The organism is Streptomyces sp. NPDC002676 (assembly GCF_053592455.1).
This window is the reverse complement of sequence record NZ_JBSFVT010000001.1, coordinates 330,835-353,828: the sequence shown is the minus strand read 5'-3', so window position 1 is coordinate 353,828 and position 22,994 is coordinate 330,835. Positions and strand designations below refer to the sequence as shown.

Here is a 22,994-nt window from a genome sequence, read left to right as displayed (position 1 = left end):
GTTCCGTGAGGACGGTCACGGAAGGGGCCAGGCGTACGGCCCCTCCGGATCGTCCAGCCAGGCCCACGCGCGTTCGCCGTCGACCGTGACGCCGTAGCGCTCACGGTCCGGTCTGCCCTCGTGCTCCCACAGCGCGAGGGCTTCCCGCGGTTCGAGGGCGCCCCGGGCCAGCGCCAGCAGGAAGCGCAACGGCTCCTGCCCGCACGCCCGGCGGGGCAGCCCGCGCAGGGACACCGCGCCGTGGTCCGCCCGGCCCGCGCCGCGCAGCGGCACGAAATGGGCGGGCAGGTCCAGGAAACGGCCCTCGGCGTGCCCGGGGTCCGGGACGGTCAGGACGACCAGGCCCGTGGCGAGCGGGGTCAGGACGCGGGCGCCGGGGCGGCACTGGGCGAGCCAGGCGCGCGGCACCGTGCGCAGCTCGCAGGTCGCGATGATCCGGTCGAAGGGGGCGCGTTCGGGCACCCCGCGCGCCCCGTCGCCGGTGACCACGAGCGGGCGGTGTCCGGCCTCGGCCAGGTGCCGGCGGGCCGACTCGGTGAACTCCGGCTCCAGGTCGACCGTGGTGACCAGGCCGTCGTCGCCGAGGCGGTGGCAGAGCAGGGCCGCGTTGTACCCGGTGCCGGCGCCCACCTCCAGCACCCGGTGGCCGTCCTCGACCCGCAGCTCGGCCAGTATCCGCGCCATCAGCGAGGGCCGGCTGCTGGAGGAGAGCAGCTCGCCGTCGCGCAGCCGGGTGGCCAGCGGGACGTCGGCATAGGCGCCGCGCACCCAGCGCTCCCTGGCCGCCCGCTCCGGACTCTCGCCCCAACGGCGCTCGTGACCGCCCCCGGCCCCCACGTCGTAGTAGTACGGCACGAACAGATGCCGGGGCACCGCCGCGAAGACCTCCCGCCACACCGGGTCGGCGGCCCAGGCCCCCTCGGCGTCGATCTCCCGCACCAGCGCGGCCCGGGCCTCGGCGGCGAGACGGTCGATCCCGGTGTCGTAGGCACGCATATGCCCACAGTAGGGGCGCTTCGGTACCAGTGGTCCTCGGCCTTGAGTCCTAGGTCACTCCGTCTGAGACGATGGAGCCGTGAATGAGATTCGGCGCGGCACGCTTCAGGAGCAGACCTTCTACGAGCAGGTCGGCGGGGAGGAGACCTTCCGCCGCCTCGTCCACCGTTTCTACGAGGGCGTCGCCGAGGACCCGCTCCTGCGGCCGATGTACCCGGAGGAGGACCTGGGCCCGGCCGAGGAGCGGATGGCCCTGTTCCTGATGCAGTACTGGGGCGGCCCCACGACGTACAGCGAGCACCGCGGCCACCCGAGGCTGCGCATGCGGCACGCCCCGTTCACCGTGGACCGGGCCGCGCACGACGCGTGGCTGAAGCACATGCGGGTGGCCGTCGAGGAGCTCGGGCTGTCCGAGGAGCACGAGCACACGCTGTGGAACTACCTGTCGTACGCCGCCGCTTCGATGGTGAACACCCCCGAGTGAGCCGCACCCGCTGAAGGGCCCGCTGAACGTCGGATTCCGGTCGCGGCTCGCCGAAATCCGGTCACGATCCGGTATAGACCTGCTGACAACCGCTTACCCGTGGGCGGACTCCTCTGCCACCATCGCCCGAAACTCCGGAAGTACCGGACGAACACGGGGGCAGCGTGACGGGGTTCGTCGTCTTACGCGCACGGGCGCACCGCCCGCTGCTCGCTGCCGCACTGCTCACGGTGCTGCTCACCGCCGTGGTGCTGGCGACGCTCACGGCGTACTCGGACGCTCTCGGTGACGCGGCGCTGCGCCATGTGCTGCGGGACCAGCGCAACGCGGCCGACACCGCGCTGATCGTCAAGGCGGACGTGCCGCCCCAGGAGCGTGCCGCCGCCGACAAGGCCGTACACGAGGGCAGCCGCAAGGTCTTCGACGGGCTGCCGGTGACCGTGCGCACCCTGCGCCGTTCGGGCCCGTACGCCCTGCCCCGCTCCCTGCAGCCGCCGGCGGCCCGCGGGGGCGACCCCGATCTCACCTACTTCGCCGCCCTGGACCCCACCCAGATACGGCCCTGTGCCGGCCGGCTCCCGGGCCACACCGCCTCCGGCGCGATCGAGGTGGCGCTCCCACAGGCCGCCGCCCGACAGCTGGGCCTCGCGCCCGGCGACCGGCTCACCCTGGCCGACCGCCTGGACGGCCCGCCCGTGCACGTACGGATCACCGGCCTGTACCGCCCCGTCTCCGTCTCGGCCCCCTACTGGCGGCTCGACGACCTGCTCGGCCGCGGGGCGAAGAAGTCCGGCTTCACGACGTACGGCCCTCTGCTCGCCGACCCGTCCGTGCTCGGCGGCGGGCGGGTGAGCGTGGGTCCTGTGGCCTGGCTCGCGTCGGCCGGCTTCGGGACGACGACCACAGGACGGATCGGCGAACTGCGCACGGCGGCACGGAAGGCCGGACCGGTGCTGCGCGCGCACCAGGCCCTGCGCGGCACGACCGTGGCGACGACCGGGCTCCCGGACGTCCTGGACCGGATCGACCGCGCGCTGCTCGTCTCACGCGCCACGCTGCTGATCGTCGCGCTGCAGCTCGTACTGCTGGCCGGGTACGCGCTGCTGCTGGTGGCCCGGCTGCTGGGTGCCGAACGCGCGGGCGAGACCCGGCTGTTGCGGGCCCGGGGCGCCTCCCGCGCCCGGATCGCGGCCCTCGCCGCGGCCGAGGCCCTGCTCCTCGCGCTCCCGGCCGCCGTGTGCGCCCCGCTCCTGTCCGGCCCGCTCACCACCCTGCTGGCCGGACACGGCCCGCTCGGCCGGCTCGGCCTCCACCTGAACACCCCCGCCGTGGCCCGGCCCACGGTCTGGCTGGTGTCCGCCGCGGTGGCCCTGGGCTGCGCGCTGGCGGTGACGGCACCGGCGGTGACGAGCGCGGACGGGGGGCGGCCGGGCCCCGCCCGGGGCAACGGCGCCCGGCGGACCCTCCGGCTGCCCGTACGCCGTTCCGCCGGCTCCCGGCGCCCCCGTCCCGCCGGCCGTCGCCCCGCACCCGTGCGCGCCGGGGCCGACGTCGGGCTGCTGGTGATCGCCGCGGTGGCCTACTGGCAGCTGGGACGGCAGAAGTCGGGGGGCGTGACCGCCGACCGGACGGGAACCCTCGGGGTCGATCCGCTGCTGGTGGCCGCGCCCGCGCTGGCGCTGCTCGCCGGGACGGTGCTGACCCTGCGGCTGCTGCCGCCCGTGGCGCGGCTCGCGGAGCGCTGGGCGGCGGCCGGGCGCGGACTGCCGGTGGCGCTGGCCGGCTGGCAGTTCAGCCGCCGTACCGCGCGGGGCGCGGGCCCGGTGCTGCTGCTCGTGCTCGCCGTCGCGCTCGGCATGCTCGCGATCGGGCAGGCCGCCTCCTGGGACCGCTCGCAGGACGACCAGGCCGACTTCCGCGCCGGGATGCCGGTGCGGGTGCCGGCCGCCGGGGAGGGCGGGCTCGGCCGTACGGACGAGTTCGCCTCCCTGCCGCACGTGCGCGCCGCCGCCCCCGCCGTCCGGACCGCGCAGCCCCTGTCCGGCGACCGCACCGCGACCGTGCTGGCCCTGGACACCGCTCGCGCGGCGGACGGGGTGCTGATGCGCCCGGACCTGGCGGACGTCCCGGTACGGCCGCTGCTGTCCGGGCTGGCGGCCAAGGGCACCCCGGCGGGCGCCCGGGTGCCCGCGGGCACGACGCGGCTGCGGCTGGCGGCAAACCTGCACAGCTCCACCGGCCCGGGGACCACCGTCGACGTGACGGCCACGCTGACCGACCACTACGGGGTGCCGTACGACGTGCCCTTCGGGCTGCTCCCCGCCGACGGCCACCGGCACACCCTCGACGTCACCCTCCCGGACTCCCTCGGCTCGCTCACCCTCACCGGGCTCCGGCTGGACATGTCCCAGCCCGCCATGCGTTCCGAACAACACCGGCTCACCCTCGACGAGTTGACGGCCGTCTCCGCCGACGGGACGCGGCACCGGGTCGCGCTCCCGGCCGACTGGACCACCGCCGTGCACGCGGGCGGCGCGGCCGTCCCGAACTCCACCACCAGTCCCACCCGCCCCCGGCTCACCGCGCACCGGCCGCTGACCTTCACCTACGGCACCGGCTGGCTGCCGGACGCGAGCATCTGGACGGTCGCCTCCGTCACCGTCCAGCTCACGGCGACGCAACCCGCGCCGCCCGAGCTGACGGCCGTCGTGACCGACCGCTTCCTGTCCTCGGCGAGCGCCCGCACCGGGCAGCGGGTGGACCTGACGATCGCCGGCCAGAACCTGCCGGTGCGGATCGTCCGCTCGGTACGGGCCCTGCCCGCGACCGCCGACCTGGCCGACCCCGGCGCCGGCGACGGCGGTGCCGTCCTGGTCGATCTGCGCGCCGTGAACCGGGTGTTGCAGGCCCGGTACGGGACCGGCGCCACGCCCACCGAGTGGTGGCTGCGCACCGCGCCGGGCGCCGCGACGGAGGTGGCCGCGGCGGTGCGGGCACTGCCGGACGTGGACCCGGGGCAGGTCGTCGTACGCGACGAGATCGCCGCCGGGCTGCGCGACGACCCGTTCGGTGCCGGCCCCGAGGCCGCGTTCGCGGCGGCGGCCGTGGTGGCGGCGGCGCTCGCCGCGGTCGGCTTCGCCGTGGGCACCGCCGGGTCGCTGCGGGCGCGCTCCGCGGAGTTCGCGGTCCTGCGCGCGCTCGGGGTCCCGCGCCGCCGGCTGGCCCGGACGGTCGCCGCCGAACAGGGCGTGCTGGTGGGGCTGGCGCTGGCGGTGGGCCTCGGCCTGGGCGCCGTACTGGCCCGCGCCGTGCTCCCGCTGATCGTCCTGACCGCCGAGGCCGACCGGCCGGTGCCGGACCTGCTGGTCCAGCTCCCCGCCGGGCAGGTGGTGTTGCTGCTCGCGGCCGTCGCCGCGACCCCGCTGGCCGTCACGGCCCTGCTGTCCGTACGCCGCGCGGACCCGGTACGGGCGCTGCGGGAACAGGGAGGTGAGTGACGTGAACCGCCATCCGGCGTCTGCGGTCGCGCCCTGGGTGCGGACCCGGCTGCGGGCCGCGCCCGGCGCCGCCGTCGCGCTCGCGCTGCTCGTCGCGCTGGTCGCCGCGCTGGCCGGTGCCTTCCCGCGCGCGGTCGACCGGTACGAGGACGCCGGGCTGCTGCGCGCCCTCCACCAGGCCCGCCCCGACCGCACCACCGTGCGGGTGACGGCACCCCAGCCCGACTACACCCTGCCGGAGGACCGGCGGGGCGCGGCCCTGCTGCCCCGCGCGATGCGACCGCAGTTCGACCAGGTGCTCGGCCTGGCCGGCGGTGCGCTGTCGGTGGACCGGGACCAGTCGTCGTACGGCGTCGGCACCAACAACAGCCTGGCGGCGCCCGACCCGTGGCTGCCGCGCCCGAGCGGCCTGCCCGCCCGCTTCCACCTGGTCGCGCAGAGCGGACTGGCCGCACACGCGCACGTCCGCGAGGGCCGGCTGCCACGCGCCTCGGGCCGGGTCGACGCATGGGTCCCGGGAGTGGAGGCCGCCGTGAGCGCCGACACCGCCGAACACCTGCACATCAAGGTGGGTTCGGTCATCCACGTGCCCGGGATCTCCCGCCCGCCGATCGCCGTCCACGTCACCGGCATCCTCGCGCCGCGCGATCCGGCCGGCGCCTACTGGTCGACCGTCCCGCTGCTGCGCACCGCGACCCTGGTGACCCTGCCCACGCCGGGCCCGGACCCGGTGCGGTACTGGCTCGGCGCGCTCCTGCTGCCGCAGGACGCAGCCCCCGTCCTGCTGGGGACGGCCGGCGACCCGGGCCGCTACTGGTTCCTCGCCCCGCACCTCGCCGACCTGCGCGCGCACGACCTGGACCGGCTTGACTCCGCCATCGCCGCGCTGGCGTCCGGCCCGGGGCTCCAGCGCGCCCGCGCCGCCATCGACCCCGGTGTCGGCGTCGACAGCGGCCTGGACGACGCCCTCGGCTCCTTCTCCCGGCTGCGCTCCGGCATCTCCCCGCTGGTCGCCGTGGCCGCCGCCGGCACCGCGACCGTGCTCGGCGTGGTGCTGTTCATGGCGGCCGGCCTCGCCGCGGACCGGCGTCGGACCGAACTCGCCCTGCTGCGCGCCCGGGGCGCCTCCCTGCCCGCTCTCGCCGGACGGCTGCTGGCCGAGACCGCCGTGGTCGCCGTACCGGCGGGCGCGCTCGGCCTGGCGGGCGCGCTGCTCACGGTCCCCGCCGGCCGCGCCCGGTACGCCGTCGCCGCCGCCGTGGCCGTCACCCTCACCGCCTGCGCCGCCCTGCCGCTGCGCGCCGCCCTCGCCCATCGCCCGGTCCGGGTGACCGGGCCGCGCGAGGACGTGACGGCCCGGCGGCCCTCCCGGCGCCGCACGGTCGCCGAGCTGACGCTGCTGGTCCTGGCGGCGGGCGCGGTGGCGGCGCTGCGCCGCCAGGGCACCTCGGGCGGTCAACTGGTGGCGCTGGCCCCGGTGTTGTCCGGGGTTGTGGCGGCCCTGGTGCTGCTCCGGCTCTACCCGCTGCTGCTGCGCCGGCTGGCCCGCCCGGCAGGGCGGCTGCGCGGGGCGGTGGGCCAGCTGTCGCTGGCCCGCGCGGCGCGTACCCAGGTCTCCGCGGTGCTGCCGCTGCTGGCCCTGCTGACCGCGCTGACCACGTCCGCGTTCGGCGGCTCGGTGCTGGCGGGCGTGGCCCAGGCCCGGGACCGGGCAGCCCTGCTCACCGTCGGCGCCGACGCCCGCGTGGACAACGACGGCCCGCTCCCGGCCGCCGCCCCGGGCCGGGTGCGGGCCGTGCCGGGGGTGCACGGGGTGGCGGCGGTGAGCATCGCGTACCAGGCGAAACCGGCGGACGGGCAGGACTCGGTGCCGCTGGTCGGGGTGGACCCGGACCCGTACGCGCGGCTGTCGGCCCGCACGGGCCTCGGCGCTTTCGACGCGGGCGAGTTGCGGGGCCGTAAGGACTCTGCCGCCCCGCTGCCCGCCCTCGCCTCCCCGTCCGTCGCGGCCTCGTACGGCACCAGGCGGCCGTTCCTGGTCCGGCTGGAGGACGGCAGCGCGGTCACCGTCCGCATCACGGCCGTCCGGGAGCGCACCCCCGCCCTGCCGAGCTCCGACTTCCTCGTCGTGGACCGCGGCCGGCTCGGGGTCGATGCCGCCCGGCCTACGGCGCTGCTGCTGACCGGCGGCCGGGTGGACGCGGCCGGGCTGCGCCGCGCGGCGGGCGGCGCGGGCACCGTCCGGGTCCGCGCCGAGGAGCGGAGCCGGTACGCCGACTCGCCCCTCCAGTCCGGCGCCGAGCACGTGTACACCGCGGCAGTGGCGGCGGGCGCCGGTTTCGCCGTGCTCGCCCTGCTGCTGGCCCTGCTGCGGGCGGCGCCCGAACGGGCCGCGCTGCTCGCCCGACTCCGCACGATGGGCCTCACACGGGCGCAGGGCCGCCGCCTGCTCGTCCTGGAGTCCCTCCCGCAGGCCCTGCTCGCCGCGCTCGGCGGCACCCTGACCGGCTGGGCCGCCATCCGGCTCCTCTCCCCCGGCATCGACCTGACGACGATCGCCCTGCCCACGGCACGCGCCCCGGTGACCGAGGCCGAACTGCGCCCCGACACCTGGTCACTGACGGTCCCGGCGGTGACGGTCGTGGTGGTGGCGGTGGGCATCGCGGGGGTGCAGGCGTGGTGGACGGGGAGACGGGGGGCCGTACGGGAGCTGAGGGCGGGGGATGTCCGATGAACCAGGGGGATGTCCGATGAACCACTGGAGGCGTTTGAACCACTGGAGGCGTTCATGACCACCAACCCGAGCCTCACCGACCTCGCCGACAAGGTCGCCGAGTCCCGCAACCGCCCCGCCTACGGCCACGACGCCCTCATCACCTGCGACCGTCTCGTCCGGGTCTTCTCCACGGACGGCGTCGAGGTCCAGGCGCTACAGGGCCTCGACCTCCTCGTCCGCGAGGGCGAGCTGATGGCCCTGGTGGGTGCGTCCGGCAGCGGAAAGTCCACGCTGATGAACATCCTCGCCGGCCTGGACACCCCCACCGCGGGCGCGGCCCGGGTCGCCGGCCGCGATCTGCTCACCATGACCGCCGCCGACCGGCTGGCCTACCGCCGCGAGGTCGTCGGCTTCGTCTGGCAGCAGACCTCCCGCAACCTGCTGCCGTACCTGACCGCCGCCCAGAACGTCGCGCTGCCCCTCCAGCTGTCCGGCACCCGCATGCGCCGCCGCGCCCGCGCCGAACGCGCCCTGGAACTGCTGGAGTTGCTGGAGGTCGCGGACTGCCGCGACCGGCGCCCGCACGAGATGTCCGGCGGCCAGCAGCAGCGCGTCGCGATCGCGGTGGCCCTCGCCAACAGCCCCTCGGTGCTGCTCGCCGACGAACCCACCGGCGAACTCGACTCCCACACGGCCGCGCAGATCTTCGACGCGTTCCGCACGGCGAACGAGACCCTGGGCACCACCATCGTCATCGTCACCCACGACCAGGCGGTGGCCGGCGAGGTGCGCCGCACGGTCGCCATCCGCGACGGCCGCACCTCCACCGAGGTGCTGCGCCGCAGCGAGGTCGACGCTGCCACCGGCCACGAGACGGTGGTCGCCCGCGAGTACGCCATGCTCGACCGCGTGGGCCGCCTCCAGCTGCCCGCCGACTACCTCCGGGCCCTCGGGATGCGCGACCGTGTCGCCCTGGAACTGGAGCCGGACCACATCGGGGTGTGGCCGGACGACAGCGAAGAGAAGTAGCGAAGAGGGTAAGGCAGGGAGCAGGAGGCAGGGGCTCAGCGGACGCTGACGCCGAGCGCGCCCAGACCGGGTGCGCCGAGACCGGCGCGTCGTACGGCGACGGACCCGTACGGCGTACGCAGCCTGAGCCACGCTCCCGAGGAGTAGAGCCCGGTGTCCTCCCGGCCGACGCCCGGCCGCAGGAAGCCCAGGGACTGGGCCGCGTGCACGGCCCGTACCGGAAGCCGGGTCTCGCCGATCTCCCGGGACCAGATGTCCCGCCCGATCCGGTCCAGTTCCGCGCGGGTACGGCCCTCCGGCGCCAGCTCCTCCGTACGGGAGCGGAACTCGGAGACCGCCGCGGCGACCAGCGCCCGCAGCGCGTCCGGCGCGGGCAGCCCCGGCTCGGGCTGCCAGCCGCCGCGCGGCGGCAGCACGCCCGCCCATGGCGGCCCGGTGACCGCGCCCGGGACGGCGGCGGTGGCCGCGCGCTCGTCCACGGACTCCAGGAACTCACCGGCGGAGACGGTCACGTCCAGCGTGACGTCCAGCCCGTTCTCGTACGGCTTCGCCAGCCGGACCGCGCGGACCGCCAGCACCTCGAAGGACGGCGGGCGTCCGAAGACGGCGAGCGCCGTGCCGGCCGCCTGGAGGCGCACCGCCGCTCCACGGTCGTAGCGGAGCAGCCGGGAGAGGAAGGCGACGAGGTCCGCCGCCTCCGTCTCGTCGGCGAGGTGCAGCACGGTCATGCCGCGACGGCCTCCTCGTCGGCCTTGTCGTCGGCCTTGCCGGCACCGTCCATGTACTCCTGGAGGAACTCGCGCTCCTCCGCGGTGATCCGGCGGGGCCGCTCGGCCTCGAAGTCGAACGGCACGACGACCGTCGAGGCCCGGACATAGACCAGGTCGTCGTCCTTCACCTCGTAGGTGATGGTGAAGGACGCGGCCCTGATCTCGCTGACCCACAGCTCGATGTCCACCGGGTGGTGCCGGTGCACGAGCTGCCGCTTGTAGTCGATCTCATGGCGCGCCACCACGGACCCCTGCTTGAACTCCTTGTCCGGGCGGAACAGGAAGTCGATACGGGCTTCCTCCAGGTAGCGGATGAAGACCGCGTTGTTGACATGGCCGTACGCGTCCATGTCCGACCAGCGCAGCGGACAGCGGTAGATGTGGCGCAAGACCGATCAGCCCCGGGTCAGCTTCTTGTAGGTGGCGCGGTGCGGACGCGCGGCGTCCGGGCCGAGCCGCTCGATCTTGTTCTTCTCGTACGACTCGAAGTTGCCCTCGAACCAGAACCACTTGGACTCACCCTCGTAGGCGAGGATGTGCGTGGCGACACGGTCGAGGAACCACCGGTCGTGGGAGACGACGACGGCGCAGCCGGGGAACTCCAGCAGCGCGTTCTCCAGGCTGGAGAGCGTCTCGACGTCGAGGTCGTTGGTGGGCTCGTCGAGGAGCAGCAGGTTGCCGCCCTGCTTCAGGGTCAGCGCCAGGTTCAGGCGGTTGCGCTCACCACCGGAGAGCACACCGGCCGGCTTCTGCTGGTCCGGGCCCTTGAAGCCGAACGCGGAGACGTACGCCCGGGACGGCATCTCGACCTGGCCGACGTTGATGTAGTCGAGCCCGTCGGACACGACCTCCCACAGCGTCTTCTTCGGGTCGATGTTGGCGCGGGACTGGTCGACGTACGAGATCTTGACGGTCTCGCCGACCTTGATGTCACCGGAGTCCGGGTTCTCCAGGCCCTGGATCATCTTGAACAGGGTGGTCTTGCCGGCGCCGTTCGGGCCGATGACGCCGACGATGCCGTTGCGCGGCAGGGTGAAGGACAGCCCGTCCACGAGGAGCTTCTCGCCGAAGCCCTTCTGCAGGTCGTTGACCTCGACCACGATGTTGCCCAGACGCGGGCCCGGCGGGATCTGGATCTCCTCGAAGTCCAGCTTCCGCATCTTGTCGGCCTCGGCGGCCATCTCCTCGTAGCGGGCGAGGCGTGCCTTGGACTTGGCCTGACGCCCCTTGGCATTCGACCGCACCCACTCCAGCTCTTCCTTGAGCCGCTTCTGCCGCTTGGCGTCCTTCTGGCCCTCGACCTTGAGACGGGTGGCCTTGGTCTCCAGGTAGGTGGAGTAGTTGCCCTCGTACGGGTAGGCGCGCCCGCGGTCCAGCTCGAGGATCCACTCGGCGACGTTGTCCAGGAAGTACCGGTCGTGGGTGATCGCGACCACGGTGCCCGGGTACTTGGCCAGGTGCTGCTCCAGCCAGTTCACCGACTCGGCGTCGAGGTGGTTGGTGGGCTCGTCGAGGAGCAGCAGGTCGGGCTGCTCCAGCAGGAGCTTGCAGAGCGCGACGCGGCGCTTCTCACCACCGGAGAGGTTGGTGACGGCCCAGTCGCCGGGCGGGCAGCCCAGGGCGTCCATGGCCTGCTCCAGCTGGGCGTCGAGGTCCCAGGCGTTGGCGTGGTCCAGATCCTCCTGGAGCTTGCCCATCTCCTCCATCAGGGCGTCGGTGTACTCGGTCGCCATCTGCTCGGCGATCTCGTTGAACCGGTCGAGCTTGCCCTTGATTACGGCGACACCCTCCTCGACGTTCTCGAGGACCGTCTTCTCCTCGTTCAGCGGGGGCTCCTGGAGCAGGATGCCGACGCTGTAGCCGGGAGAGATGAAGGCGTCACCGTTCGACGGCTGCTGCAGTCCCGCCATGATCTGCAGGACGGTCGACTTACCGGCGCCGTTCGGGCCGACGACACCGATCTTCGCCCCCGGCAGGAAGTTCAGGGTGACGTCGTCGAGGATCACCTTGTCGCCGTGCGCTTTGCGCGCCTTGCGCATGGTGTAAATGAACTCAGCCAAGAGAAACCGTCCGGCAGCTTGAAATCTGGCAGTGGGCAGATACACCCCATCTTGCCTGACGGCTACCCCTGGACGGAAACGCGTGTGTCCGGGGGGCTCTGACCTGGGGTTTCACTGCTGGCGGCTGCGGCTCGCCTGTCGCCGTCGGTCGCCGTTGGGTGGCCTCGGGGGCCTCGGACGGCCCAGGGATGGCCCAGGGACAGCCCAGGGATGGCCCGAAGCGGGGCACCGATCGGGGGCTGAACGGGCACGCCTGGGGCACGACTCCCCCTTTTGTCCCGGCGATCATGTACGGATGGAGGCAGAACGGCACGAGGAACGGGACGGGATGTCGGACGACGAGCCCGATACGTGGTTCGTATGGGGTGAGGGCACCGTGTTCCGCCGGCCTGGCGGCAAAGGCATGTTGCTCGCGGGCCATGGGTGATCTTCACCGCTGGCACCGAACGGGAGGTCCGAGCGTTCGTGGACCGCTATGAGGACGTGCGCGGGATGCTGCGTGCATCCAGCGTGCGGTCATCTGGCTCCGCACATGATCGGCCGGGCGGTTCGTACGGCTCCCAGCTCGTGGACAGCTGCACCGGCCTGCCGTCGCCCAGGAACTCGTACGTCGTCCGGACGCACAGCTCACCCTCGGCGATACAGAGCCGTACGGCGATGTCCGCCGGAGCCGGCACCTTGACGTCGCTCCGACTCGCCGACACGCCGAAGGGCGGGCCCGCGAACACGACCCACCCTTCGGATGACCGGTCAGCTGTACGGTCGACATCCGGTCAGCGGACGAAGGAGATCTCCGGATAGCTCCTGGACGGTCCGTCCAGGAGGGTGCGGTGCTTGCCGCGCAGCTCTTGGTCGAAGAAGGCGGCGAGGTAGTCGGTCTGGACCTTGACCGCTCGGTCGGGATCGATCGTGCCGAACTGCTGCTCCAGCTGAGCCTGGGAGAGCCAGAGCAGGCCCGCCTCCTGCGGCACCATCCACTCGTTGTCGCTGAACGACAGGTGCGCCGCGCCATGGAGCTGGATGTCGACCCGATATCCCTTCAGATGCGACCACAGCGTGCGCCACGACCCGTCGTTGTTGCGGTTGTGGGTGCCGGAGCTGAAGAGCATGAAGGGGCGGTCCAGGTCCTTGCTCGGCGCCGTCCCGAAGAACTGGCCGTCCAGGTCGGCGCCGGCGTCGATGCGGTGGTCGAGCTGCATGGAGGTGTCGACCGCGGCGCCGCCCAGCGACCAGCCGAACATCCCGATGCGGGACATGTCCACGGCCTTCGACAGCCCGGTGGGGAGCGTGGGGTGGCTGGGGTCCGGGTTGCCGCCCCTGCTGATCGTGCCGAGCTGGTTGATGACGAACCGGATGTCGGCCGCGCGCACCTTGAGCGTGTCGGAGGAGTGGGCGCCCGCCGGCATCGTGTTGACCTCGAGCCGGTTCCCGGGGAACTGCACCTCGTTGGCGTCGTGGGTGTGGTCGACGGTGACGACGAGGTAGCCGCGGCTGGCGAGATCCTGGGCGAGCGCGGTGCCCATGGCGCGGTCCGAGTGCAGCCCGGTCGAGTACAGCAGAACGGGCAGCTTGCCAAGCCTGGTGTTCACCGGGGCGAGGACATGGCCCGCGGTCCTCGGCAGGGTCACCTGCTGCGGCGACAGTCCTCGCGTGGCGAGGAAGTGGGCGCCGGAGATCGACGGCATCCACGGCGCCTGGTAGTGCCCGGACGTGGCGGTGGCCGGATACCAGAGCGACACCATCACCTCGCGAGGCGTGCTGCCGGGGACGTACGGATCCGTACGGGACCTGTCGACGAGGTGCAGGCCGACCATGCCCACGCTGTACTGCCCGCTCGGCGCGGGCATGTTGAGCTGCAGACCGGATGTGCCCGTGAGGGCATCAGGGCGGACCGGCTTGTGGTGCAGCGGCGCCTCGTCGTTCTCGGGCGCCCAGGGCGTCTTCGGGGCGGGCTGGTCGGGTGAGAACCCGGTGGCCGCAGGCTTGTCGGACGTCTTCCCGGCGGCCATCGCCGGCGTCATCCCTGCACCCAGAGCGACGGCCAGCGCACCCGCCGTACCGACCGCTCTGGCGAGCACTCTGCGACGGTGGCGCGGGCGGCGGTGTTTCATGGAACCCCCTTGTTGGTTCAACGATCGCAGAACGGGCGATCGAAATGCCGCACACCGTACCGCTGCGGCGGCCGATGGTCTGCGCGGAGATCCATGCCGCCGGCAGCGCCTCCCAGCCGTTTTGCGAATGCGACTTCCCAAGCGCCCCAGCGGACAGTGGTGCACTGACACATACGCATCCCGTCGAGTCTCTGCTCAGCGAGGAACAGTTGCTCTCGCCGTGCAATCGTGCGGGTCATCTCAGCCACAGGAACTGGCCGTGGACGAGATCACCGCTCCCGCGTCCGTGGACGGCAGGCCGAACGGCTGCGCACCACCAAAGCCAAGGCCACCGTCGCCAAGGCGTACCACTTGCTCAAAGGCACCCTTGAGACGGCTGTCGATGACGACTTGACCAGCCGCAACCCGTGCCGGATCAAGGGGGCGGGCAAGGAGTCCGCCGCCGAAAGACGTATCGCCACCGTCGCCCAGGTCGATGCCTTTGCCGATGCGACCTACAAGGTGACAGACGAGACCCCGCTACGAGGTCCCCGCCGATGGCTCGTCCGCCACTGCCGGGCGTGGTCGGCCGGCAGCGGCCGGTCAGGGGCGACCTCGGACGACCGGGCGGGGTGACCCGGAGGCGGCCCGGGGGCGATCATCCGGCCCTGTGGGAGAATCACCCCGCTCACAGGTGAAGCTGCAACGATGGTGACGACATGGAGTCGTAGGTATGGAAAGCCCCCCGGCAATCTCGATTCCTCGCCAGCAGAGCGGGGCTGAAGTGCACGAAGGGGACGCCTACGACCTCCTGGAAAAGCTCCCGCCCGAATCCGTCGACCTCATCATCACCTCACCCCCTTATTGGGGGCTTCGGACCTACGGCCTGAGCCACAACGAGGACATCCTCCAGGAATGGCTGGCCGAAGGGGGAACCAAGGAGCAGGCGCCCTCCTACGACTGGTACCGGCTGCACGGCGGCTGCCTGGGAATGGAGCCCCTGCCCGAGTGGTACGTGTCCAACCTCGCCGATTTCTTCCAGCGGGGTGCAGCCGCGCTCAAGCCGGGCGGAAGTCTCTGGGTGAACATCGGTGACACCTATTTCGCGCGCTGGTCCAGTATCCGGATGGATGGCAGGCAGGGCCTGGGAGACAATCCACGCATGCGGCGGAAGACTCCTATGGGCGGATTCCGGCAGGAGAAGCAGCTTCTGCTCATTCCGGCACGTTTCGCGATCGCCATGCAGGAGAACCGGTGGATCCTGCGGAACGATCTCATCTGGGAGAAGCGCAACGTTCCGCCCAGGCCGGAGAAGGACCGGCTCCGCCTGGCGCACGAGCACTTCTACCACTTCGTGAAGCGTCCCAAGGAGGGGCGGGCCAAGTACTACTACGACATGTCGGCGGTGGAGGAAGGCGCCCGCGACGTCGTGACCGTCAACGCGGCCCCCGGCTCCGACGGGCACTCGGCCACGTTCCCCGTCAAGCTGATCGAACCCCGGATTCTCAGCTCCTGCCCGCCCGGCGGCCTCGTCCTGGACCCCTTCTGCGGTACGGGTCGCGCCCTGTCTGTCGCCACGCAGCACGGCAGGCGGGGCATCGGCTTCGAAATCACCCCCCATTTCGCCGCGTCCACGCGCAGAAACATTTCGACCGGGCTCGTGGCGGCTGACGAGGAACCGGACACCACGGCGGTCGTCGAGCAGGACGAGGACGCGCTCTTCTAGAAGGTTCCTGGAAGACGGAAAGCTCTCAGAAGAGCCGAGGGCTGTCGTTGCGCTGCCGCACCTGCGCGGCAGCCTTACGCTTCACCTTCGCCACGAAGTCGCCGCGGGTGAGGGACGAGTTCCCGCCCGAGAACATGGCCCGGGTGTATTCCTCGACGCTGGTCCGGACGGTCTCCACGTGCGGCATCGCGAGCCGTCCGTCGTCCAGAAGCGTTCCGTCGTAATCGAAGCCCATGAAAGTGATGTTCCAGGGGTCGGAATCACTCAGCGGCGTGAAATCGACGCGCGCTCTGAGCTGCTCCAGGATCTTCTGCTGCATCAGTACGTAGAGAGGGACGGATATCCGTTCCAGATGAGTCCCCTTCTCCGCGACCTGCGTGCCGAGCCTTTTGTGGACATTGCTGGTGTTCACGCCGTAGTCGACGGTGTCCCGCCGTTTCTTCTCGGCGGCTTCCCTGGTGAAGTACTCCCGCCACTTCTCCGGCTCCCCGGCCTCCCAGGCGTCGAAGGCAGGGCCCACTCCCCCGCCCCGCAGATCGATGGACTGGGTCTCGATGGCGATCGCCCTGATGTCACCGGGCCGGCCGGCGTCGTTGGCGTAGGCGACGTAGTCGAGGTTCAGCTTCGGCCGCTGCGTCACCGTGACCTCCGGCACCAGGTGGGCGTGCTGGTCACCGAAGTAGTCGCGCACCGCCGACAGGATCGGACTGCCGTCCAGCCGGTGGTCGCACACGGCATAGGTGTGCTGCCGCTCGTCCCAGTTGGCCTGGTACGTCACGGAGCAGTAGGCGAATCCGTACTGCTTCCTCTTCTCGCAGGAACCACCGGAGAACGGGCAGTCTTCTGCTTCCTGCGCCGCCCGGGCTTCGGGTGTCTCCGAGTCGTGCGGATACCCGTACACCTCCACCAGCGGAAAGATCCGCCCCCGCTGCCGCGCGACCGCCATGCCGGACACGCCCCCGTTCTGTTCGTCTCTGTTCGTCAGTCGCCCGGCTGTTCCCGCTTGCGCAGCAGGACGAGCACCGCTCCGCCGATCACCACCAGGGCGATGGCCGTGCCCGCGATCAGGGGAGTTGTCGCGGAGCCGCCGGTGGCGGCCAGGTCGGTGCTGTCCGCGGTGCTGCCACCCACCGTGGCCGGGCTCGGCTCGTTGCGGAACTGGGTGGTGGTCTGCGTCGTGATCGCACCAAGCGTCTTGCAGTCGAGGAGACCGGTGAAGCGGCGGCTGAAGCCGTTCGGGCCGGTGACCGTGAAGTCGTAGGCCTGGTCCTCCTGGAGCGGGAGGGTCACCGTGCGGGTGGCGCCCGCGGGGACGGTGTGCTCGGCGCCCATCAGCTGGAAGGTGAAGGGCCGGTCGCCCGTGTTGGACACGGTGACGTCCACCCCGCCCTTGGCGCAGTCCTTCCGGGCCGACACGGCGGGTATGGCACCCTCGGCCGTCCAGTCGGCGTTCGCGCTCGCGGAGACCGTGGACTCGCTGGACCCGGCCAGGATCTGGGTCTGGCTGCGGCTCTCGGAGGTGAAGGCGCGGCCCACGGGGACCGTGGTGGAGGCCTGCACGGTCAGCTGCGCCGAACCTCCCCCACTGCCGAAAGCCTGGGAGGTGCCGTCAACCGTGTCCTCGGGGATGTCGAAGTACAGTCGGCTGCCGTCCTTCGCCGAGGTGATCGCCTTGCCGCTCTTGTCGATGATCCGCACCCCGCTGGTGGCCGCGTCGGCCGGCGGGACCACCGTCACGGAGCCCGCGTTGGTGTGCACGGTCACCGGTCCGAGCAGGTCCCCGGGGCGACCGGAGACCGCGGGCGGGTCCAGGGTCAGCGAGGCCTGGGGCTCGCCCGTGCCGCGGGCGCTCTTCTCCAGGTAGTCGGCGAGCTTCTCCGCCCTCGGGTCCACCGCGTCGACCTTCGCGTGGTCCGAGTAGCGCCAGATGGCCACCTGGGTGCCGGCCGCCGCGTCCTGCTCGGTGAGGGCGCTCACGCCGGCCCGCCGGGCGAGCGCGGCGAGGTTGTTGACCTGGGGGTAGGAGTTCTGCAGGATCCAGTGGATCCGGCCCGCGTCCTTGTTGGCGCCCAGCGAGGTGCCGCTCCAGGAGGTCTCCTGGTATCTGGCGTCACGCTGTGTGGGGCTGTGGAGGTCCACGCAGTACGTCTGCAGGGTGCCGCCGCCGTCCACGGACATCTCGAACAGGCCCGCGGCCACCCGCTGATCGCCGCCGGCCTCGTGGATCACGGCCTCGCCGTAGGTCTTCAGCCCGTTGATCGTGGCCGTCGCCCCGCCCTCGGGCTGCGGTTCCCCGGCGGCCACGGCCGTACCGGCGCCGGACAGCACGCCGGCTGCCGCGAGGCCGGACACCAGCGTGACAGCGGCCAGGCGGGCCACTCCGGCGGACCGGGCGGAGCCAGAGAACGCAGCAACAAGCACAGAATTCCCTTTCGAGCAGGACCCGTTGGACGTGGGGGACGGTCCCACCAGCAGAAAGTGGCAGCCTCTCGGGCCACGTCCGGCATCCTATGGATCAAGCGGACCGCCCTTGCCCGGTCAGATCATCCGATGGGTGATCCGATCCGTAATCGTTATCGCTGGCACCGCACTTGAGCTGCGCTTATCGACAAATCAACCGGTTGGTACGGGGGCGTTCGGAGCGCTTGCGCCGATAAGCCGCAGTTCGGTCAGTGTATGACTGACGTCATGTCACCACTGCTGGTTCCAGGGGAGGTTGAGACTCCTGTTGAATCTCCGGCCGGTCCCGGGAGTCCACCACGGGTGTCTCCCAGCTCGGCTCCGGACGCGCCTCCGGCTGTGCCGCTTCGGGCCGGGCCGCGCGGCGGAAGAGCGCCGTACCGCGCGACAGGTCGTGGCCGATCGCTACCGCGTCGATGTCGGCCGACGCCCACTGCTGCTGCCCCTCGCGCACCTCCGTGCGCACCTTGAGCCTGCCCTGGACGACGACGGGCTGCCCCACCTCCACCGACGTGGCCACGTTGGTGGCGAGCTGCCGCCTGGCCCACACCGTGAAGAAGTTGGTGTGTCCGTCCGTCCAGGCGCTCTTCTCCCGGTCCCAGTAGCGCGCGGTCACCGCCAGCCGGAACCGCGCTGACGGACCCGTCGACGGCTCCCTGTACACCGGCGTCGTCGCCACGTTCCCGACCACACAGACCACGGTCTCGTTCATGCTGCGCACCCCTCCCTCGCCCGGCCCCTTCCGGCCGTGCGGACATGCGTACGGGCCCGTCCCGTACGGCGGCGTCTGCCTGCGGCACGATCGCCGTGGCATCAGACTGCCTCCGCCGGGCCGGGCCCGCTGAGCGCTGTGGACCGCTCCCCGCCTGTGGAAAACTCCGTCACCCACACGAGTGAGCCGGGTCCCCGCCTCCCTCACCCCCACGAGCCAGACCACACCCCCGCCGGTGCCCCGTCACCCCACCCCGGCCTGCACCACCCTCCCGTACTGCTCCCGCACCTCCTGGTACCGCAGCAGCTCCGCCGCCACCGGATCGAGCACCCGGGCCCGGCCGCAGCTCGCCGCGGCCTCCCGCAATCGGCGTTCCGCGTCCTGGCCGTACCGCCGCGCCGGTCCCCGGGCCGCCATCCGGCAACTCCACTCCACCAGCGGCCCGCCGACGATCCCGCACAGCATCAGCAGCACCGGCACACCCAGGTTGGGCGCCATGACGCCCACGATCTGGCCCACCAGCCACAGCCCGCCCACGATCTGCAGCAGGGTCATCGCCGCCTGCACGATCACCGCCGCCGGCCACCAGCCCGGCCGCGGCGGCCTGCCCGGCGGCAGCCCGGCCCGCGTCGCCAGCTCGTCCAGCGCCTCGGGCAGCCCCTGGGAGCCGCGTACGGCCGCCTCGCGGACCGCCTGCGCCCAGGGCGTGGGCAGCCCGGCCGAGGCCCGCTCGGACACCGTACGGACCGCCTGTTCCACGCGCTGCCGCGCCGTGACCTCCTCGTCGGCCGAGGTGCGCTGCGGGATGCGTCCCGTCGGCGTGTCCCCGCGGCCCTGGTACCAGCGCCACAGCCGCAGCCAGGGGGTGCCACAGGCGCGGTTGGCATTGCGCAGCCAGGCGCGTTCGGCCGCCTCGCCCGCCGCGGTGGCCCCCACCGCGTCCGCGAGCCGCACGGAGAAGTCCTCCCGGGACTCCTCGCTGAGGCCGGAGCGCCGCCCGGTGGCGTACACGGGCCGCAGCCGGGCCGCGGCGGCGTCCACATCGGCCGCCACCCGGCGGGCCGCGGCGCCGCGCTCGGCCACGAACTGACCGAGCAGCTCGCGCAGTTCGCCGACGCCGTCGCCGGTGAGTGCCGACACCGCGAGCACGGTGGCGCCCGGCTCGCCGTACTCGCCGAGCGCGATGCCGTCCTCGTCCAGCAGCCGGCGCAGATCGTCCAGGACCAGGTCGGCGGCCTCCCCGGGCAGCCGGTCGACCTGGTTGAGGACGACGAACATGACCTCTGCGTGACCGGCCAGGGGTCGCAGATAGCGCTCGTGGAGCCCTGCGTCGGCGTACTTCTCCGGGTCGACCACCCAGATGACCGCGTCGACCAGCTTCAGGACCCGGTCGACCTGCTCGCGGTGCGCCACGGCGGCGGAGTCGTGGTCGGGCAGGTCCACCAGGACCAGCCCCCGCAGCTGCGCCTCGGCCTCCGGGCTCTGCAGCGGGCGGCGGCGCAGCCGGCCCGGGATGCCGAGCCGGTCGATGAGGGGGGCCGCGCCATCGCTCCAGCTGCACGCGATGGGGGCGGCGGTGGTCGGACGCCGTACCCCGGTCTCCGAAATGGCCACTCCGGCCAGGGCGTTGAACAGCTGCGACTTGCCGCTGCCGGTCGCGCCCGCGATGGCGACGACGGTGTGCTGCCCGGAGAGTTTGCGCCGCGCCGCCGCCTCGTCCAGGACCCGGCCCGCCTCGGCGAGGGTCCGGCTGTCCAGGCGGGTGCGGGAGAGCCCGACGAGCTCGCGCAGGGCGTCGAGCCGGGAGCGCAGCGGACCGTCGTACGCCAGCGGGGCGGGGACGCGGCTGCCCGGTCCGCGGGCCGGGACCTCCAGGACGGCGGCGCGCTCGGCGGCGAGGGCTGCGGCGGTACCCTCCGTGACCCGCCGCGCGATGAGGCCGTCGTCCCAGGCGTCCGCGGGCTCCGGGGCGGCGTCGGCCTCCCGTGCGGTCTCTCTCGCGGTCTCCTTCGCGGCCTCGGTCGCGGTCTCCTTCGGCGTCTCCTTCACGCGCGCGTGTGGTTCGCCGTCCGGCTCCTCGTCGGGCACGCGCGCGTGCGGGGCGTCTACGACGCCGGAGGGGCCGTCGGAGGGGCCGTCGGACGGACTGTCGGAGGACTCGTCCGCGGAGCACGGATCCTCGGACCGGTGCTCGGAGCGTTTCTCGGAGCCGTTCCCGGACTGGTCCTCCTCCTCGGCACCATCGGCGCGTTCGCCACCCTCCAAGTTCCTGGTGCGGTCACCGTCGTCACCGTTCCGTTGAAGCTCCACGCGGTTGCTGTGATCCAAGTGATCCGAGTTGTCCATGTGATCGGCGTGGTCGATGTGGTCGACGTGATTGACGTGGTCGACGCGATTGACGTGGTCGCGGTGATTGACGTGGTTGACGTGGTGGTCGATGTGATCGGTGTGGTCCGTGTGCTCCGTGTGGTCCTGGTCAGTGACGGCGGTCACCGGTCACCTCTCCTTCTGCAGTACGGACAGCGCGGCGATGAGTTCGGCCTGGGGCTCGGCATGGACCTCAAGGGCGTCGAGCGGGGCGAGGCGCCGTTCGCGTTCGGCGTTGAGGACGCGGTCCACGTGCTCGTTGAGCAGCCGCCCGGCCCGGTCACGCAGCCGCATCGCGCCATGGGCGCCGAGTCGCTCGGCGAGCCCCTCGCCGGCCGTACGGGCCCGGCGCCCGCTCAGCAGCGTGGTGGCGACCAGGGCGGCGACGACCTCCGGGTCGGGCGCGGTAGCGCGGTCGAGTTCCCGGATCTCCTCCTCGGTGTACTCCTCCAGCTCGCGGCGCCAGCGCCGTACCGCGAGGCCGATACGGTGCTCGGCACTCGCCAGGGACGGGTCCCGGTCGGCGAGCTCCGGGGCGCCCGCGGCGGGCTCCCGGCGCCAGGCCTCGTCCACGCGCTCGTCGGCGGCGGTGACGGAACACAGCAGCAGGGCGCCCAGGCTCCCCACGAGGGCGTCGAGCAGCTCGCCGGCCGTGCAGTCCAGTGGGAAGGCCCGCCAGCGTTTGAGGGCGTCCCCGGCGAGTACGGCACCGGAGTGCAGGCGCTCGCGCACGCGCGCGTGCTCGCTGTCGTAGGCGTTGTCGACGGCGGAGGTGAGCCGGAGGACCGCCGCGTACTGGGCGGCGGCGGCGCTGGCCAGCTCGGGCATGCGCGCCTTGAGGGAGTCGAGGACGCCGTACGCGGTACGGGCGATGACGTGCTGCCGGGCGCCGGGATCCTGGGCGTGCTGGACGAGCCAGTTCCGCAGGGGCGCGACGGCGGTCGCGGGCAGCAGTCCGCCGCCCCAGGCCGACTCGGGCAGCTCGGGCACGGTGAAGCGGGGTACGTGGCCGAGTCCGGCCTTGGTGAGCAGCGCGCCGTACTGCCGCGAGACCTCGGAGACAACCTGGTGGGGCACCCGGTCCAGGACGGTCACGAGGGCCGCGTCGTACTCCTTGGCGGTGCGCAGCAGGTGCCAGGGCACGGCGTCGGCGTAGCGGGCGGCCGTGGTGACCATGACCCAGACGTCGGCGGCGCAGATCAGCTGGGCGGCGAGGACGCGGTTCTCGGCGACCAGGGAGTCGACGTCGGGGGGGTCGAGGAGGGCGAGGCCGCGCGGGAGGGTGTCGGCGGTCTCGATGCGCAGCGCGCGCACGGGGTTCTCCCCGGAGAGCAGGAACTCGTCCGCGGGGTCCTGGTGGGGCACCCACACGCGCGTGAGGTCGGGCAGCACCCGCATGCCGCTGAACCAGTGATGATCCTCCGGATGGCAGACGAGCACCGGGGTGCGGGTGGTCGGCCGCAACACGCCCGCCTCGCTGACCCGGCGGCCCACGAGGGAGTTGACGAGCGTCGACTTGCCGGCTCCGGTGGACCCACCGATGACTGCCAGCAGCGGCGCCTCGGGATTCCGCAGCCGGGGTACGAGGTAGTCGTCGAGCTGCGCGAGGAGCTCGTCGCGGTTGGCACGCGCGCGTGGGGCTCCGTCGAGGGGCAGCGGAAAGCGTGCGGCGGCGACACGGTCGCGCAGCGCGGAGAGTGTGTCGAGCAGCTGAGGCCGTACGTCCAAGGTCACCACATGCGAAGAATGCCCAATTTTAGGGGAATTCTGAAGCATATGGACGTGTCTGCGCGCCGACCGGACGGATCGGACAGACGGGATGACTGGGGCGCGGCCACAGCCGAGGCATAACGAGTGCACAACACCCGGTGCGTCGAGCGCCAAAAGCGGTGCACGATTCGTACCTGCCTGCGATTATCAGGACCGCTTCACCGAACCTCCACATCGAGCCACGGAGGCGAAGCGACAGGGTCGAGGAACAGGGAGCTTTATCCTTGGTCCCGCCACCAGGCCCCCGTAGCTCAGTGGATAGAGCAGGCGCCTTCTAAGCGCTTGGCCGCAGGTTCGAGTCCTGCCGGGGGCGCAAG

At 72.5% G+C, this 22,994-nt stretch carries 15 protein-coding genes, 1 tRNA gene and 2 pseudogenes; 7 read left to right on the top strand and 11 right to left on the bottom strand.

What is annotated here, in order from left to right:
• Positions 1–15: 15 nt before the first annotated feature.
• Positions 16–996, bottom strand: a complete 981-nt coding sequence (locus tag ACWD3E_RS01640) for a methyltransferase domain-containing protein (protein ID WP_451385537.1) — start codon at positions 994–996, stop codon at positions 16–18.
• 79 nt (positions 997–1,075) lie between these two features.
• On the opposite strand from ACWD3E_RS01640, the gene ACWD3E_RS01635 reads away from it, so the two are divergent.
• From ACWD3E_RS01635 to ACWD3E_RS01620, 4 genes are all read left to right on the top strand, one after another.
• Positions 1,076–1,480 carry a globin gene (locus ACWD3E_RS01635; RefSeq protein WP_451385536.1) on the top strand — a complete coding sequence of 135 codons (405 nt, stop codon included), beginning with the start codon at positions 1,076–1,078 and terminating at the stop codon, positions 1,478–1,480.
• 164 nt (positions 1,481–1,644) lie between these two features.
• Entirely contained in the window at positions 1,645–4,977 is a 3,333-nt protein-coding gene (locus tag ACWD3E_RS01630) for an FtsX-like permease family protein (protein ID WP_451385535.1), read from the top strand.
• Position 4,978: 1 nt separating this feature from the next.
• On the top strand, positions 4,979–7,711 hold the full coding sequence (locus ACWD3E_RS01625; protein ID WP_451385534.1) for an ABC transporter permease: 2,733 nt from the start codon (positions 4,979–4,981) through the stop codon (positions 7,709–7,711).
• A gap of 54 nt (positions 7,712–7,765) precedes the next feature.
• Positions 7,766–8,722 carry an ABC transporter ATP-binding protein gene (locus ACWD3E_RS01620; RefSeq protein WP_451386473.1) on the top strand — a complete coding sequence of 319 codons (957 nt, stop codon included), beginning with the start codon at positions 7,766–7,768 and terminating at the stop codon, positions 8,720–8,722.
• 35 nt (positions 8,723–8,757) lie between these two features.
• Here the strand turns inward: ACWD3E_RS01620 and ACWD3E_RS01615 are convergent, their stop codons facing one another.
• The 5 genes and pseudogenes from ACWD3E_RS01615 to ACWD3E_RS01595 all read right to left on the bottom strand — a co-directional run bounded on the left by ACWD3E_RS01615 (position 8,758) and on the right by ACWD3E_RS01595 (position 13,630).
• The gene (locus tag ACWD3E_RS01615) at positions 8,758–9,450 is read right to left on the bottom strand and encodes a hypothetical protein (RefSeq protein ID WP_451385533.1); all 693 of its coding nucleotides are present in this window, start codon (positions 9,448–9,450) and stop codon (positions 8,758–8,760) included.
• A complete protein-coding gene (locus tag ACWD3E_RS01610) occupies positions 9,447–9,881 on the bottom strand; it encodes an acyl-CoA thioesterase (RefSeq protein ID WP_451385532.1) in 435 nt (144 codons plus the stop codon). The genes ACWD3E_RS01615 and ACWD3E_RS01610 overlap by 4 nt, the downstream gene beginning before the upstream one ends.
• 6 nt (positions 9,882–9,887) lie before the next feature.
• On the bottom strand, positions 9,888–11,552 hold the full coding sequence (ettA, locus tag ACWD3E_RS01605; protein WP_451385531.1) for an energy-dependent translational throttle protein EttA: 1,665 nt from the start codon (positions 11,550–11,552) through the stop codon (positions 9,888–9,890).
• Positions 11,553–12,100: 548 nt separating this feature from the next.
• Positions 12,101–12,247 (bottom strand): annotated as a pseudogene (locus tag ACWD3E_RS01600) (GntR family transcriptional regulator); the annotation flags it as partial.
• A gap of 78 nt (positions 12,248–12,325) precedes the next feature.
• Positions 12,326–13,630 (bottom strand): alpha/beta hydrolase family protein, encoded by a 1,305-nt coding sequence (locus ACWD3E_RS01595; RefSeq protein ID WP_451385530.1) that lies wholly within the window; start codon positions 13,628–13,630, stop codon positions 12,326–12,328.
• Between the two features lie 286 nt (positions 13,631–13,916).
• On the opposite strand from ACWD3E_RS01595, the pseudogene ACWD3E_RS01590 reads away from it, so the two are divergent.
• A pseudogene (locus ACWD3E_RS01590) lies at positions 13,917–14,155 on the top strand (tyrosine-type recombinase/integrase); the annotation flags it as partial.
• Between the two features lie 220 nt (positions 14,156–14,375).
• A complete protein-coding gene (locus ACWD3E_RS01585; RefSeq protein ID WP_451385529.1) occupies positions 14,376–15,368 on the top strand; it encodes a DNA-methyltransferase in 993 nt (330 codons plus the stop codon).
• Positions 15,369–15,393: 25 nt separating this feature from the next.
• Here the strand turns inward: ACWD3E_RS01585 and ACWD3E_RS01580 are convergent, their stop codons facing one another.
• From ACWD3E_RS01580 to ACWD3E_RS01560, 5 genes are all read right to left on the bottom strand, one after another.
• Positions 15,394–16,323 carry a hypothetical protein gene (locus ACWD3E_RS01580; protein WP_451385528.1) on the bottom strand — a complete coding sequence of 310 codons (930 nt, stop codon included), beginning with the start codon at positions 16,321–16,323 and terminating at the stop codon, positions 15,394–15,396.
• Between the two features lie 26 nt (positions 16,324–16,349).
• A complete protein-coding gene (locus tag ACWD3E_RS01575; protein ID WP_451385527.1) occupies positions 16,350–17,789 on the bottom strand; it encodes a Cys-Gln thioester bond-forming surface protein in 1,440 nt (479 codons plus the stop codon).
• A 265-nt stretch (positions 17,790–18,054) separates the two neighbouring features.
• Positions 18,055–18,540 (bottom strand): single-stranded DNA-binding protein, encoded by a 486-nt coding sequence (locus ACWD3E_RS01570; protein WP_451385526.1) that lies wholly within the window; start codon positions 18,538–18,540, stop codon positions 18,055–18,057.
• A gap of 243 nt (positions 18,541–18,783) precedes the next feature.
• Entirely contained in the window at positions 18,784–21,033 is a 2,250-nt protein-coding gene (locus ACWD3E_RS01565; RefSeq protein ID WP_451385525.1) for a YfjP family GTPase, read from the bottom strand.
• Positions 21,034–21,036: 3 nt separating this feature from the next.
• Positions 21,037–22,644 carry a dynamin family protein gene (locus ACWD3E_RS01560; RefSeq protein ID WP_451385524.1) on the bottom strand — a complete coding sequence of 536 codons (1,608 nt, stop codon included), beginning with the start codon at positions 22,642–22,644 and terminating at the stop codon, positions 21,037–21,039.
• A gap of 273 nt (positions 22,645–22,917) precedes the next feature.
• Here ACWD3E_RS01560 and ACWD3E_RS01555 point away from each other — a divergent pair.
• Positions 22,918–22,990 (top strand) — tRNA-Arg (locus tag ACWD3E_RS01555).
• Positions 22,991–22,994: the final 4 nt, after the last annotated feature.

Bases quoted from the DNA above. Each gene is read 5' to 3' on its own strand.
- ACWD3E_RS01640 (WP_451385537.1), bottom strand. From the start codon at position 996: ATGCGTGCCTACGACACCGGGATCGACCGTCTCGCCGCCGAGGCCCGG.
- ACWD3E_RS01570 (WP_451385526.1), bottom strand. From the start codon at position 18,540: ATGAACGAGACCGTGGTCTGTGTGGTCGGGAACGTGGCGACGACGCCG.
- ACWD3E_RS01615 (WP_451385533.1), bottom strand. From the start codon at position 9,450: ATGACCGTGCTGCACCTCGCCGACGAGACGGAGGCGGCGGACCTCGTC.
- ACWD3E_RS01620 (WP_451386473.1), top strand. From the start codon at position 7,766: ATGACCACCAACCCGAGCCTCACCGACCTCGCCGACAAGGTCGCCGAG.
- ACWD3E_RS01585 (WP_451385529.1), top strand. From the start codon at position 14,376: ATGGAAAGCCCCCCGGCAATCTCGATTCCTCGCCAGCAGAGCGGGGCT.